The following is a 13,428-nucleotide window of genomic DNA, read 5'->3' on the forward strand; positions in this document are numbered from 1 at the left end:
CCACTGTGGCGCTGCCCACACGCCGTACTCTGTATGCCCTTGTGCTGCCAATACCGTGCTCCTCCAGTGCCTTTCGATTTTGTGCCGATTGTCCCGGCGCTTACCGTTGTGGGGTCCATGGCGTGGGACGACGATGGAGGCCGCCGATGTTGGTCATCAACGAACGAACGACGGCGCCGCAATCCGAGCAGCGTGTGCTGAACTGGATGCGGACCTGGACCGGCCAGTACGTCATTGTGGGGCTGGCGATCTCGGGGTGTTATCTACCCGAGCGCGACCGCACGGACGAGACGCAAGAGGCCGATCTGGTGGTCATCACGCCCAGGGCGGCGGTCGTGATCGAGGTGAAGGGCGCCGTCCCGGAAGCCACGACGGGCGTTCTCTCGGTGCAGGCCAACGGGCGCTGGCGGCTGTCCGGCTTCGCGGGCGACCCGATCCACGTGCGCGACCACGACAGCAGCCCGTTCGACCAGGTGACGAGCAACGTCTTCAACCTGAAGGCACTGGTGCGCAAGCACAATGCCGAAGCCTTCGTGGACGGCCTCATCGTGGTGGTGCCGCCCAAGGACTCGAACCTCACGCTGCACGTCGAATCACGTCGGCGCGGTTGCGCAGTGGTCCTCGGAACCACGCCCGTCGACCTTCGCGCGTGGTTCCACCGCACCGCGAGCCGCAAACTCATCTGGACCGCCGAACGCACCCACGCCCTGCTCACCGATCTGAACCTGGGCGACCAGGTCACCATCGACGACTTGGTCGCGGACGGTTTTCCCCCGGAGCGGAAGTTGCGGACCGGGACGCTCGCGGCGCTGGACAGCGTGACGCGCAAGCCGCGTCCAGTCGACGGCAGAGCTACGGCAGCCGAGATCTCGGAAACCGATGACAGCTCGAAAAATTCGGACGCGCCGCCGTCGGAGCTTGCTTCCGAGTCGGCGGACGTGGTTCCCGTTGCGGCGCAACCCGCATCCAACTCGATGCGGAGCGCTGAGATGGATGACGGACCGGTCGAGGTAAGTAAGCACGCGCCGGAGTCGGATCGGTCGACGCCGCCGCTGTCCGAGACACCCGCGGGGACGCCAACCGACGCCGCTGAACCTGCCGCTTCGGAGCTCGATATCTCGGAAATCGAGGCTTCTCAGCCAGGACTGTCGATGCAATCCGATGCGGAGAGCGGACAGCGAGCGGACGCGTTCTCGTCGACGGTTCAGCAGCCGCTCGAATACGTGGATGTATCAGACGACATCCGAGTGGTGTACGCCTCCGAGCCACATCCTGCGCAGGATGCGCCCGTTGCGAGGGTGGTGCCGACGCGACCTGCCGAGCCGGACCCGTTCGCACCGGAATTCCTCGCGCCGGAGCCGGCGGCATTCGAACCCGCGTCCTCCGGTGCGACAGTCGATCCCGATCTGGGCGGTCGCGAAGAAACGCACCACACGCCGCCAGCTGCGGCGTATGCGCAGTCGCGCGATTCGGCGGACGGGCCAGAGGATGACGCCCCGGAACGGGCCTCCAAGCCGCCGCGCTCCGAAGGACGGCTCGCGGCCACGCCGGATCCGGTCGCGGACTCAGCGCACGGACCGTCGTTCACGGACAACTGGTCGTCGTGGATCGAATCCGCCCCCGACCGGCCACTGCGCCAGCGGCCCGCGCCCGCATCTCCGCCGAGCCGGCCGGCATCGTGGTCCACGCCCAGTCCCGAACCTCAGCCACTGCGCCGATCCACGCCGACCGCTGTCCTCGAGCGCCGTCCACGGATTGCGGATCTCCGGCGCATAACCGCCCTGCCCGCACGAACTTCCGGTCGCGCAGCCGAGAAGCCGCAGCCGCGTGGGCACCGCTCGCAACAGATCGCGGCCGTGGCGCTTATCGTGTTCGTCATCGGCACGATCTGGATTTTGGCCGCCTCCTGCTCGACCCCCACGGGCGGCGCCGTACAACAGCCACAAGTGCCCGCGTCCACGACCGAAGTTGTGTCCCCGCCCCCGACTGTCACGGAGACTCCGGCCCGCCTGAATCTGCTGCCCCTGTGCACTCCCGTCAAACCCAAGTGCTGAGAACGCAGATCGCCCAGATAGGGCGTTTATCCGGGCATCCACCAGAGTCCGCTGCTGGTGGCGTTGCCGATGACGCTCCGGTACATCCGCCCGGTGCGGGAAAGGAAGCCTGTCGTCCGTCTCATGCCCCGGCGTGCAGGTAGGTGGCCCACAGCGAAGGGGTGGCGGGAAGCGCGTCGCGCACATCGCGGATGGCGTAGTGCAGTGCGTATGCGGCGTGATTCACGTCGAGCGCACCGCCGTGATTCGTGGCGCCCAGGGCGGAGTAGAACGCATCGGCGATTCGGACGGCGATCTCGTCATCGATGGTCCACAGCGTGCCGATGACGTGGGGGTATCCCGCGAGTTGGAACGCCGAGGTGAGATGGATGGCTTCGTCGAGGAGTTCGGTGTTGGCGGTGAGAGCGGTTTCGCAGGCCGAGAGGTAAGCCAGTCGTGCGTGCTCGAGGTGAATCGGGGCGAGCGCGGCGACGGTGAGCGGGTTCGTGTCGTGGTCCTGCAACAGCAGGTGGCTGCGGGACGGGTCGGCCGGATCGGTGGCGCCGTGGCAGGCGAAGTGCGCGATGGCGCAGTCGGGCAGATGATGCAGGACATTGTCTCTGGTCGGAAGGGTTGTCGTGGAGCCAGGTGGTGCCGTGGTCGCGGAGCCATCGGAAGGAAGGTCGGCCTGGGCGTCGGGCGCGGTGAGCGTGATCGCGGGCGACAGGTGGGCAGCGACCGTGCGGACTTCATCGGGTACGTGGTGCAGGCGCCCCGCGACGCCCGGGGTGGTCGGCATTCCGAGGACGAGTGCGGGACTGCGTGCAGGTGGCTCGGTGTTCGCGGAGCGCAGGCGCGCGTGGCGCAAGGCGGCGACGGTGGGGGTGTAGGAGGAGACAACCCGGTCCATCACGGCCCGACCGGCGGGATCGGGCGGTGTGCTGTGATAGCCTGCGGCGTGGATGGGCAATAGACCCAGCAGGCCGCCGGGTATCCACCACACTCGCGGGCTCGTCCGGTTCGGAGCAGGCCGCTCCAGGTAGCCCAAGACGTCCAGGACGGGGCCCGCGGCGTTGTCCCACAGCCATTCCAGGATCCGGCCGAGCTCTCGTTGGGCGGCTTGCCGCTGCTGCCCGGTGTGGCCATGACCAGCGATCTGTAAGGCTTCGTGGAAGGCGAGAACCTGGTCGATCACGGTCTGGAGCCGCAGGCCGGGCAGCGGCAGGCAGGTTGTTCCGTCCGGGGTGAGCAGCAGCGCATCGCTGCGATATCGGCTGATGTTGAATACCACCACCGGGCCTTGGTCGGCTCGAGCGGTGAGTTCGTCCGCCGACGGCGGCAGGGCGAAGGATTCGAATCCGGGCTGCGCACGGATCCGCGCCAGCATGTCGTTCAACTCCCGTGCCGATCGCGCCCGGTCCGCTACCGGGTCGGCCGCCGTGTCCGGCACAGCGACGGCCTCGGGCGTCCGGTCGAGAAGGTTCCGCAATCGGATGAAGTCGGAGGCCAGATCCGGATGCTGCTCCGCGAGATCGGTGATGTCGCTGCGGACCTGCAATGCTTGGCTCAACAGCACTGCCCGCCCCGCCTCCAGTAGCCGCAATGCCAGGATGGGCCGCTCGCCCGGCGGTGTGGACGGATCTTCCAGCGCCAGTGCCGCCGCGTCGGAGGCGATTCCGGCGTACTCGCCCAGAGCATGCTGTTGATCCGGGCGGGCCAACTCGCGTGGCGCGACTTCGGGCAACAATCGGATCGCCCCCCGCAGCAGCTCCGCCGCCCGGCCCGGTTGTGCCGTCGCGGCGAGTTCGGCGGCGGCGCGCGCTGCGCGAATGCGGATCGACGGTGGCGCTGTGGCCAGTTCGGCAGCGTGCTGCAGGGCAGTCGTGGCCTCCTCCCGATCAGTTGGCGTGCCGGTCAGCTCGTATCGTGCCCGCAGGACTTCGGCGAGGTTGACCTGCGTGACGGCGTGGCCTGGGTGATCGGTCGGCATGGCCGCGACTGCCTGCCGACCGAGTCGGATCGCCTCGTCCAGATCGTCCGTCGTCCCCGTCCGCTGGAACCGGATATGCAGAGGCGCTGTGAGATTGATCAGTCGGTCGGCGAGTTCGGGATGATCTGCGGGCGTGGCCGCGACCGCCTCCCGGCCCATCGGGATCGCCTGGTCCAGATCAGCCGCCGACCCGGTCTGTTCGGACCGCCTCCAGAGGGCGGCACCGAGACCCGACAGGATCCCGGCACGAGCGGGGTGGTCGGGAGGGACGATGTCCAAGGATCCCCTGAGGGTGGCGATGGCTTCGTCCAGAGCGGCGATAATCCCCGTCCGCTCGAACCGGCTCATCAGGGCGGCCGCGAGCTCGGAGAGCATGGTGGGAAGGTCGGGATGGTCGGTGGGCGTGGCCGCGACCGCCTGCCGTCCCGTTCGGATCGCCTCGTCCAGGTCGTCATTCGCTCCCGTCCACTCGAACCGAATCCGGAGGGGGATCGCGAGATTGGACAAGTGGCGGGCTCGGACGGGGTGGTCGGCCGGTGTGGCTGCCACCGCGAGCCGATTCATGCGGATCGCCTCGTCCAGATCGACCGGCGCTCCCGTCCGATCGAACCGCATCCACAATGCGACACCGAGATTGGACAGCATCGTGACAAGACCGGGATGGTCTGGAGGAAGGACGTCCACCGCTTTCCGGAGGTTGACGATCGCCCCGTCGAGGTCCGTCGTCAGCCCCGTTCGTTGGAATCGGCTCACCAGGCAGGTCGCGAGATTGGACAGCGTGCCGGCCAGGCCGGGGTGGTCGGTGGGCATGGCAGCGACCGACTCTCGACCGATTCTGATCGCCGCGTCCAAGTCGGCCATTTCGCCTGTCCGCTGAAATCGGCTCACCAGGCAGGTAACGAGATTGGACAGCGTGCCGGCCCGGTCCGGGTGGCCGGTGGGCATGGCTGTCACCGCCCGTCGGCCGATTTCGATCGCCTCGTCCAAATCGGGCAGCCGGCCGGTCCGCTCGAACCGCTTCAGCAAGGTGATCGCCAGGTTGGTCAGTGTGCTCGCCAGGTCGGGATGATCGGGGGTCGAGAGGTCCGCGGCTTTCCGTAGGGTGGCGACAGCCTCGTTCAGATCGCTCATTTCGCCGGTCCGCTCGAACCGCCTCAGTACCGCGACCCCGTGACTGGACAGGATGTTGCCGAGGTCGAAGCGGCCGGAGCCGGCTGCCACCGCCTGCCGACCGATCCGGATCGCCTCGTCCAGGTCGGCCTGCGCCCCGGTCCTTTCGAAACGGTTCATAAGGGCGGTCCCGAGAGCGGACAGCGACACCGGACGCACGGTGTCATCAGCTAGTTCCACGGCCTTCCGCAGGGCAGTGACGGCCTCGTCCAGATCGGCCGGGGCGCCTGTTCGCCCGAACCGGAACCGCAGGGCCGCTCCGAGAATGGACATACTTGCGCCACGCTCGGGGTGATCCGAGGCTGTGGCCGCTACCGCTCGTCGACCGATATCGATCGCTTCGTTCAGATCGTCCGGTAGTCCCGCCCACGCGAACCGGTCCACCAGAGCGCGGCCGAGGCTGGTCATGTGGTCGCCGCGCTTGGGGTGGTCGGGGGGTGTTTCGGCTACCGCCTGCCGACCCAGTCGAATCGCCTCGTCCAGATCGGCCCGCGCACCGGTCCGCTCAGCCCGCACCCGTAAAGAGACCCCCAGATCGGACAGCATGCGGGCACGCTCGGGGTGGTCCGGGTCCGTGGCGGCTACCGCCTGTCGGCCGGCCTGGATCGCCTCCTCGAGATGGGGCAGCGCCATCGTCACCGTGAACTGATGCCGCAGCGCGCGGCTCAGCGCGCTGATCCTTCCGGCGCGCTCGGGGTGATCAGTCGGCGTGGCCGCGACCACCCTCCGAAGCATGTCGACCATCTCGTCCAGATCGGCCAGTGCGCCCGTCCGCTCGAACCGAATCTTCAGACACGCCCCGATGAAACCCAGCAGGGCGACCATCTCGGGGTGATCAGGGGGCGTGGCGTCCACCGCGCGTCGAGTGGTGCGCATCGCCTCGTTCAGGTCGGCCGAATCCTCCGTCTGCTGGAACCGGATCCAGTGCCCGCCGGCCAATTCGGTGAGCGCGACGGCGAGGTTCGGGTGACCGGTAGGGATCACCTCCACGGTCTCCCGTAGGGAGACGATTGCCTCGTCCAGATCGGCCATCGCCCCTGTCTCCTTGAACCGGCGATGAAAAGCGTCCCCGAGGCGGAACAGGCACAGCGCCCGCGCGGGGTGGCCAGCGGGGATGGTGGCCAATTTGCGTTGCATCAGCTTGATTTCACCCGTGATGAAGGCGACGCCGATCTTCACACCTCATCACCCCCGGACGCGTGCCCCATCGAGTGCCTACGCTGTCACACGGTTACCCCTGGCACAACGGTATACGGCGACCATCGAGCAGTACACGGGTGTGCTGTATCTGAAAAGTCGGACGAAGTGCAGCGATATCGTGCTGTATATGCTGACATCCAGCGCGTCGCGGTGTAGCAGGATGACAGTCGTCAGCTGATTCGGCAGCTGGGCCCGGCATCGCCGCACTGCGGTCGGTACTGGACGAGGTCGTCTCGGCCCACAGCGACGGCGGCGAAATGGCGTTGGCCCTGCGCTTCGACATCGGTGTAATGCTCGCCAGCACCGGGCAGTTCGCCGAGGCGAGGACGTTGCTCGCCGCATTGCACGAAGATCTCTGCGTCATCAACGGGCTCGCGGACGAATTCACGGTGGAAGTCGCGGAGTTCTTGCGAACCTTGCCGGAGGAAGATCCGGAGTGACCGCTCCCTGCCCGCTGGCGGCGGTCACGGATCCAGGTAGAGGCGCTCGCACGGCAACCGGCTGAGACCGGCCGTTGGGCCGGGAATGACAGTGATGGGTTCGTGCTCCCGGGCGTGCCATTCCGCGATGAAGCGGAGGGCTGCGGTGCGGCACGCCGCGTAGTCCAGCTGTGTTCCGTGCAGGAAGATGCTCAGATGGAGGTCGGGTTCGTCGGGGCGCGGTGTGCTGGGATCGGTCATGTGGCGCAGGCGACGAGGGCGTCGAGTACCGTTTTCAGGCATGGGCGGTAGCCGTCCCGAGCTGGTTCTATCCATCTGCGGTAGGTTCCGTGGTCCGTGGGAGAGGGCAGCGCGACGATGCCGAGTGGCGGGATGATCAGCGAGTTCGTGCGAAGCAGGGCACGCGCGTAGAGCGAATGGTCGTCGGCCTCAGCCGAGTAGCCCGTGAGAAACGTGTACCTACGCGATCGGTGCCATACGATCGGTCCTGTCCACGATCGGGCGAGTAAGTAGTCACGGATCGCGTTTCCAAGTGGCTCCGGCGTGGTGACCGCGCGGACTCGACCGCCAATGGTGACGGCGATCCGCCCGGAATCATCTATGTGGCAGGGCAATTGGCAGACGGTGCGGTAGTAGTGGCAGCGGCCGAGCGCGTCCGCTACGGCGGATACGGACATAGTGACCCCCTGGATGCTCGTACGTGTGAGTGCGCCCGGTCCGACATGATGACGGCGTCGGATCAGGTTGCGAGGGCGTTCGCGGCGTCGCTTCTTCCCGGGCGCATTGATAGCTTGACGCTTCAAAAGAATGTGATCCACGGCACTTAAGAGATGTCTATGATGCATCCATGCGACGCAAGCGGCTGATCGACGCGCGGAAGGCATCGGGGAAGACTCAAGAGCAGATCGCAGAGTTCGTCGGGGTCGACAGAACGACACTAGGTAAGTGGGAGCGTGGTGAGTCCACGCCGCAACCGACCCAGCGAGAACGGTATGCCGAGGCTGTCGGTGTGTCCATGCGCGAGCTGGACGCGATGCTGAATGGGGTCATGCCGCGCGTCAGTGAAATGCCGGAATGGCTGACTACCTATCTCGGTATGGAGCAGTCGGCAACCATCGTCCGCGCTCATGAGCGCCGGGCCGTCTACGGACTTCTGCAGACGCCCAGATACCTCGAGAGTCTTGGTAGCAAGGTGGGAATCTCCGGCATGTCGGACACTTACTTGCAGCGGACGGTCGACCAGCGAATCTACCGGCAGAAGCGAGTGCGGAATGGCGATCTGATGGTCGACGTAGTGCAGCCGGAATCGGCGCTGCATCTTCGCATCGGGGACGGACCGGTGATGTCTGAGCAGATGCGGGTAATGGCGGAGCTGGCGGACTTGCCGAACGTGACGATCCGGATCAGCAAGTATGACGCCGGCTTGTATGAAGCTCTGAGGTTAGGCGACTTCTCGATTATGACGCATCCGTGGGGCGGCCACGATCGGGTGCACGTCGAGGGCAATGGCGGTGGACGGTTTCTTACGGATGTGGACGAAGTTGCATACTTCTCAGCCGCATTCGATCATGCGTGTCGAGTAGCGCTGTCTGCCAAAGAGTCACGTGAGTTCATATTGGAGGCCGCCGAGAGATGGAGCAGGAGATGCTAGGTATGAAGCAGGACTCGAACGAACTGGACTGGCGGAAGTCGAGCTTCACCAGCCCGGAGACTTGCGTAGAGGTTGCCGCGATTCCAGGGGGCGTACTGGTCCGCAACAGCAACGCACCTGAGGCCGGAACATTGGAGTTCACCCGAGCCGAGTTCGCCGCTTGGCTGGAGGGATGTAAAGCCGGAGAGTTCGATGACCTCGCTGTCTGATGCCGTGGGCGGCGCGAGTGCTGGGCAGCGACCGCTTCGACCTCGTTGCGCCGCACGACCGAACCCGGGCCGCCACCGACCAACCGTCCGCGTAAACGCAGCGGCCGAGTTACCGCGGCGGGGTCGTCGTCGTAGGCTGAGTGGGATCGACGAGTCGCACCTCCAGAGGGGCAACGCTTGCGTCGAGACGTACGGCAGGACTGTAGACTCCGTCGGGAGGGAGATACCCGCGGATGTACGCGGCTCGTTGCACCAAACCGTCCTTTGTGAAAACGAGAATGCTGCCGCGCTTGGTGAAGACGGTCTCCATCTCGATCGGAGCGCCGACGAACGCCTCGACTTTCCCACGGGTGTCGGCGGTCACGACGTAGACCCGGTCCCAATCGCCGCCGGTAAGATCGCGGAGCAGCGCTGATCCGTGAGTGCGGAAGAGTTCGTCTTTCTTCGCCTCCAGATCGGTGTCTTCGGTCAGGTGTGGACCGGCCGGCGGGGGCTCCACGAACTCGAGATAGCGCGGGTAGCCGGGCGCCCGAAGCTCGACGTCGGCAGTGTAGATCCCCGAAATCAGCGGCACTTCAACCCATGCCGCCCGCTGGACGCTATCCCCTTTCACGAAGACCAGCACAGAGGCGCCCTGCTTGGAGAACGTGTCCTCCATCTCCACCGGTGCGCCGACTTCGCGCTCCACCTGCTCTCGCCCGAGGTATTCCTGCTGGTAGACGTAGACACGGTCCCATTCTCCGCTGGCGAGATCGCGCAGCGGCGCGGAGCCGCCCTTCCGCCACAGGTCGTTCAACTGTGCCGACAGCTTCTGGTCCTGGCTCAAGTGCGGTTCGAACGGCCCGCCGCCCACATACGCCAGCAGTCCGACCATCGCCAACACCGGCACAGCGAGGAGAAGGACGCCCCACAGCGCCCTGCGAAGCCACTTTCCCTTAGTAGTAGGTTCCGTTCTTGGGCTCACCGCGCGTTACCTCCGGATCGTGACCACCTCGCGCCGGGGGCTCTTTATCGGTAATCCCCGTATCGCCGAATGGCACCTGGTTGCTGTACTTCAATTGCCCGTCGGGTCCGACGACAACCAACTGACCGCTTTCTACCGCGTTCTTCACAAGCTCCTTCAGCTCGGTCGGCGACGCATTCGGATGCTCGGCTTGGATGCGACGGCCCACCTCGTTGTTGTGCAGGTCCATCGCCTCCGCGCTCGCGTGTGAAGTCGGACCGTCGATGCGCTCGTGCGCAGTCGTGTACGCGCTTGCCCAGTCTTGTCCGAACTCTTTGGACAGCAGAGTGTTCCAGTAGGCGTGCCGGAACGCGTCGGCGTGACCGTCGCCCACCCCGCCCGCGCGCGGCTTGTCCTCGAAGATCGTCTTACCCTCCTCCGAGGCGGCCTGCTCGATCATGGAGAACGCCAGGACACCATGCAAGTCCAGTTCGGACAGCATTCGGGCCTCACTGGCGGTTACTCGTCTGGGCTCGAATCCGGCGGCTGCCAGAGCTTTGCCGAGTGCGCTGTCCGGATCGGTAGGGAACATGACCGTCCCGTCCGGATCGGGTGTGACATTGTATTCGGCCAGCAGACGCTCGTGTAGCGTCGCCGGTCCTGCCCCGGCGGGTCTGCCCTTGATCTCGGCTACTTCGGCTGGATCGGTCGCGAAGCGGTCCGCTGCCGACGGCGGTGCCAGCAGTCGAATATCTCTGATGACCTGTGTGATCTGCGGAGCCCACGTCTCCATGGAGGATCCGATGTGCTTGGCTTGAGCCTGCAGACTGACGGTGTCATTGGTGGCCCGATCCTTGTCACCGCCGTCGGGCGCATGAACCGTCCAGTCCTGGTCAACCGTAAAGCCCTCGGACATGAGCAGCAGCGCTGTGGACGTCAAGAATGAGACGGCGTAGGACATGTCGTTATAGGCGCCGATCGCCAGTTCGCCGAGCCGACCGTGCGCATCGGCGATCCTGCGAACGTCCTGGTACTCCTGATCGGCGCGATCTGTCGCGGCGCTGCTCGCGGCGCCCGACCACTCCAGTGCCTGGATCTGCCTGCGCATCGCGTCGGCCGTGGCGTTGAGCCCTTTCTCGACATTCTCTGCACGTTCGCCGAGCGCCTTCAGGGCCGACACGTCCAACGACTGAGACTCCGCACCGGCAGAGATACTGATGAGATCGGCGAGCTTCGGCATCCACATGGCGTTCTCGATTCAGTTCAACCCGCCCATGGCGTTCAGCTGGTTGGCCAGGTCGACGTCGACGCCGTGGAACGTTGTCGCTGTGAGGTACAGCAGATGGGCCATCCAGCGATATCGTTTCTCCATCACGATCTTGGCCTGCTCGCTCGCTCCATCGGCGTCGACGAGCGCGGTGGCGATCGGTGAATCCCGCAACGACTTGATGCAGTCCGCGGCATCCAGCCCTGGCGTCTTCACCGGATCCTTGACGTCGTCGGCGATGAACTCCAATACGCGCGCTGCATCTGTCAGCGTCACGGGGTCGATCTGCACTCCGGCCACCCCCACATCAACGGTCTCGGAGGGTACAGCGTACATACGGGCGTGATCGGGCTGCCAAAGGTGGGGTGGAAGTCGCTGCGCCTACAACTGCTTCAGGCGAGCAGCCGGTCGACGTTGTCTAGATTGGTGCGCCTTCGGAACGATGGGATGCGCGCTGAGATCAATGGAGTGCGGCGGGCCAGTATACGCAGCGTGTGCCCGGGTGCGGCGAGTGAGCGTGGCTCACCTCAGCCGTTCGTGATCGTCCGGGTGAACCCCACCCCTACCCTCGACCAAGCAGCGACCAAATACGGTTGGTGCTGAGAGCATTTCGTATTCGAGTCCTATGCTCTCTCCGTGAACCCATCGTCTGGATCGGTGGCCGAGAGCTGGGCCGATTCCCGGAATTTCGGCACCGCATTTCGGTTCGCGGAGGCCCGAACAGTGGCGCTGCCGCCCGGTCAGCCGGTGCTGAGCGGCTGGTACTTGCTTCGATTCCACGACGACAGCTTCTATGTCGGTGAATCTGTGGATCTACGGGGCCGGATGGCTGGGCACCGCGCGAAGTGGGGCGACGAGATCGCCACAGTGCGATTTCTGCCGGAGGTAGCCTCCAAACAGAAGCTCAAGCGGCGTGAGCGAATTTTCACCCACGAGTTGGAGGCGCTCGGTGTACCGCTGCGGAATGTGATCAACGCGAGAGTCACCGCTGGGCGCGACGCCCTCGACGAATTGTTGCCCACCGACGAACAGGGCCGGTGGCTGGCCAACCCGCAGGCCTACAATGCCGCCGATGCGACACCGCTGAAGTCGATGCCTGCGCAGGAGGTCCGATACGCGGCACATGCGCGGCGGTACCAGGCGAAGCCGGAGGCTGGTGAGGTGACCGCGCTGCTCCGAGCCTTCCTGGACTCGTCGGTTCCCCTCCCGCGTGCGACTGAGTTCCAGTATTGGTCGGTAAGTACCGGGACCTACGGCGGCAAGCGCCGTTTCTGTGTGAGTGTCGGCACGATGGAGGTATTCGTCGTCTCCGATGACCTGTCGGGCTTTCTCAATGTCCGCCGCAGCCTGCTGGTTCCCAGCGCCGAGGCCCAGCGCGAATTTTTGCGTCGGCATCCTCGGGTGCGGTTGTCGTATGGCGAGTATGCCGACGCGGGCAGTGACGACATAACGGTGCAGTGCTGGACTCTGAACAGTCTCCAGCGTGTGGTCGATGACCCGTGCGTCACCACCGCAGCGGCCGGATTGGTCCTGGACGTCATGCGTAAGCGCTTCTGCATTTACAGCCGTTACCACTGTCCGCAACTGGTGCAAGCGGTGTACCCCGAATACCCGCGCCCAGGGTCACCGAGTAACTCCGTGGCGAAAAGCGTCGCACGCGCGTGCATTCCAGTACAGCAGCGAACACGTCGATGACGGGGGTATGGGTGTCGCTACGGTATCTGATGCCGCTGGGCTGAGCGGGCTCGGTAACCGATGAATTCGTGACGTGACCATTTTGCGCCGTAGCATTCGAGCGATATCCGAGGTGTAAAGGCTGGCGGCGTGTTGCTACCCTTGGTAGCATTCAGGGCATGGGTGGTAGTAAGAAGTACTCGATCAGTCTCCCGGAGGATCTCGCTGAGCAGGCTCGGGCCCATGTGGGCCCCGGCGGCTTCTCCGCCTATGTCGCCGAGGCGTTGGAGCAGCGTGTCGCGATGGACAAACTGGGGGAGTTGGTGGCCGATTTCGAGAAGGACAACGAGCCGCTGACGCGGGCGGAAATCGATGAGGCACGAGCGGAGTTGGGCTTCGAGCGGCGCCGTCGGGGTTCGCGCGGATCGGCCGCCTGATGTCGGATGTACTGTTCCTCGACAGCGAGGGGCTGTCCATGCTGTATCGGAAGGATCGCCGCATGCTTGGGTGGGTGCAGGCGGCAAAAGACGACGGCGTGCGAGTGGCGACCACGGCTATGACGACTGTGGAAGCCGACTACAGCAAAGTGCATGCCGCCCGGATCGCGTGGACTCTGTCGCAGATCGATGTGCACGCCGTCACTCGAGAGTTGGCCGGTCAGGCGGCCGCGCTGTTGCGCGAGCACGGCCTTGGTGGACACAAGTACGCGATCGACGCTGTCCTCGCGGCGTCGGCCCGCTCGGTTCATGGGCTGGCCACGGTGGTGACGTCGGATCCCGAGGATATGGCGTTGTTGTGTGGGCCGGAGATCGAGATCGTCAAGGTGTGAGCTTGTCGGGATACGAAACGGG

12 protein-coding genes are annotated in these 13,428 nt (G+C 65.4%); 7 read left to right on the top strand and 5 right to left on the bottom strand.

The annotated features are described in order from the left end of the window. Positions 1–5 precede the first annotated feature (5 nt). Complete coding sequence (locus LTT66_RS19350) at positions 6–2,054, top strand: nuclease-related domain-containing protein (protein WP_233060025.1); 2,049 nt, start codon at positions 6–8, stop codon at positions 2,052–2,054. Positions 2,055–2,175: 121 nt separating this feature from the next. Here LTT66_RS19350 and LTT66_RS19355 read toward each other — a convergent pair whose 3' ends face one another. Further along, positions 2,176–6,372, bottom strand: coding sequence for a CHAT domain-containing tetratricopeptide repeat protein (locus LTT66_RS19355; RefSeq protein WP_233060026.1), 4,197 nt, complete (start codon positions 6,370–6,372; stop codon positions 2,176–2,178). Positions 6,373–6,650: 278 nt separating this feature from the next. Between LTT66_RS19355 and LTT66_RS19360 the strand changes: the two genes are divergently transcribed. Next, entirely contained in the window at positions 6,651–6,833 is a 183-nt protein-coding gene (locus LTT66_RS19360) for a hypothetical protein (RefSeq protein WP_233060027.1), read from the top strand. 24 nt (positions 6,834–6,857) lie between these two features. Here LTT66_RS19360 and LTT66_RS19365 read toward each other — a convergent pair whose 3' ends face one another. Continuing rightward, positions 6,858–7,073: a hypothetical protein gene (locus LTT66_RS19365; RefSeq protein ID WP_233060028.1), complete on the bottom strand. Its 216-nt coding sequence runs from the start codon at positions 7,071–7,073 to the stop codon at positions 6,858–6,860. Positions 7,074–7,680: 607 nt separating this feature from the next. On the opposite strand from LTT66_RS19365, the gene LTT66_RS19370 reads away from it, so the two are divergent. Then, positions 7,681–8,484, top strand: coding sequence for a helix-turn-helix domain-containing protein (locus LTT66_RS19370; RefSeq protein ID WP_233060029.1), 804 nt, complete (start codon positions 7,681–7,683; stop codon positions 8,482–8,484). Positions 8,485–8,486: 2 nt separating this feature from the next. Then, positions 8,487–8,693, top strand: a complete 207-nt coding sequence (locus tag LTT66_RS19375; protein ID WP_233060030.1) for a DUF397 domain-containing protein — start codon at positions 8,487–8,489, stop codon at positions 8,691–8,693. A 109-nt stretch (positions 8,694–8,802) separates the two neighbouring features. Here the strand turns inward: LTT66_RS19375 and LTT66_RS19380 are convergent, their stop codons facing one another. The 3 genes from LTT66_RS19380 to LTT66_RS19390 all read right to left on the bottom strand — a co-directional run bounded on the left by LTT66_RS19380 (position 8,803) and on the right by LTT66_RS19390 (position 11,239). Then, on the bottom strand, positions 8,803–9,567 hold the full coding sequence (locus LTT66_RS19380; RefSeq protein ID WP_233060031.1) for a hypothetical protein: 765 nt from the start codon (positions 9,565–9,567) through the stop codon (positions 8,803–8,805). 61 nt (positions 9,568–9,628) lie between these two features. Further along, positions 9,629–10,882 (bottom strand): DUF6973 domain-containing protein, encoded by a 1,254-nt coding sequence (locus LTT66_RS19385; protein ID WP_233060032.1) that lies wholly within the window; start codon positions 10,880–10,882, stop codon positions 9,629–9,631. A 12-nt stretch (positions 10,883–10,894) separates the two neighbouring features. Continuing rightward, on the bottom strand, positions 10,895–11,239 hold the full coding sequence (locus LTT66_RS19390; RefSeq protein ID WP_233060033.1) for a hypothetical protein: 345 nt from the start codon (positions 11,237–11,239) through the stop codon (positions 10,895–10,897). 321 nt (positions 11,240–11,560) lie between these two features. Between LTT66_RS19390 and LTT66_RS19395 the strand changes: the two genes are divergently transcribed. The 3 genes from LTT66_RS19395 to LTT66_RS19405 all read left to right on the top strand — a co-directional run bounded on the left by LTT66_RS19395 (position 11,561) and on the right by LTT66_RS19405 (position 13,406). Next, positions 11,561–12,598: a GIY-YIG nuclease family protein gene (locus tag LTT66_RS19395; RefSeq protein ID WP_233060034.1), complete on the top strand. Its 1,038-nt coding sequence runs from the start codon at positions 11,561–11,563 to the stop codon at positions 12,596–12,598. 158 nt (positions 12,599–12,756) lie between these two features. Next, on the top strand, positions 12,757–13,014 hold the full coding sequence (locus LTT66_RS19400; RefSeq protein WP_195046562.1) for a hypothetical protein: 258 nt from the start codon (positions 12,757–12,759) through the stop codon (positions 13,012–13,014). Then, positions 13,014–13,406 carry a PIN domain-containing protein gene (locus LTT66_RS19405; RefSeq protein ID WP_233060035.1) on the top strand — a complete coding sequence of 131 codons (393 nt, stop codon included), beginning with the start codon at positions 13,014–13,016 and terminating at the stop codon, positions 13,404–13,406. The genes LTT66_RS19400 and LTT66_RS19405 overlap by 1 nt, the downstream gene beginning before the upstream one ends. Positions 13,407–13,428 lie beyond the last annotated feature (22 nt).

The organism is Nocardia gipuzkoensis, from assembly GCF_021183645.1.
Lineage (GTDB): Bacteria > Actinomycetota > Actinomycetes > Mycobacteriales > Mycobacteriaceae > Nocardia > Nocardia abscessus.

What these genes read in the sequence shown, in the direction of transcription:
- LTT66_RS19360 (WP_233060027.1), top strand. Translation starts at nt 6,651, where the DNA reads ATGGCGTTGGCCCTGCGCTTCGACATCGGTGTAATGCTCGCCAGCACC.
- LTT66_RS19365 (WP_233060028.1), bottom strand. Translation starts at nt 7,073, where the DNA reads ATGACCGATCCCAGCACACCGCGCCCCGACGAACCCGACCTCCATCTG.
- LTT66_RS19370 (WP_233060029.1), top strand. Translation starts at nt 7,681, where the DNA reads ATGCGACGCAAGCGGCTGATCGACGCGCGGAAGGCATCGGGGAAGACT.
- LTT66_RS19375 (WP_233060030.1), top strand. Translation starts at nt 8,487, where the DNA reads ATGAAGCAGGACTCGAACGAACTGGACTGGCGGAAGTCGAGCTTCACC.
- LTT66_RS19380 (WP_233060031.1), bottom strand. Translation starts at nt 9,567, where the DNA reads ATGGTCGGACTGCTGGCGTATGTGGGCGGCGGGCCGTTCGAACCGCAC.
- LTT66_RS19385 (WP_233060032.1), bottom strand. Translation starts at nt 10,882, where the DNA reads ATGTGGATGCCGAAGCTCGCCGATCTCATCAGTATCTCTGCCGGTGCG.
- LTT66_RS19390 (WP_233060033.1), bottom strand. Translation starts at nt 11,239, where the DNA reads ATGTACGCTGTACCCTCCGAGACCGTTGATGTGGGGGTGGCCGGAGTG.
- LTT66_RS19400 (WP_195046562.1), top strand. Translation starts at nt 12,757, where the DNA reads ATGGGTGGTAGTAAGAAGTACTCGATCAGTCTCCCGGAGGATCTCGCT.
- LTT66_RS19405 (WP_233060035.1), top strand. Translation starts at nt 13,014, where the DNA reads ATGTCGGATGTACTGTTCCTCGACAGCGAGGGGCTGTCCATGCTGTAT.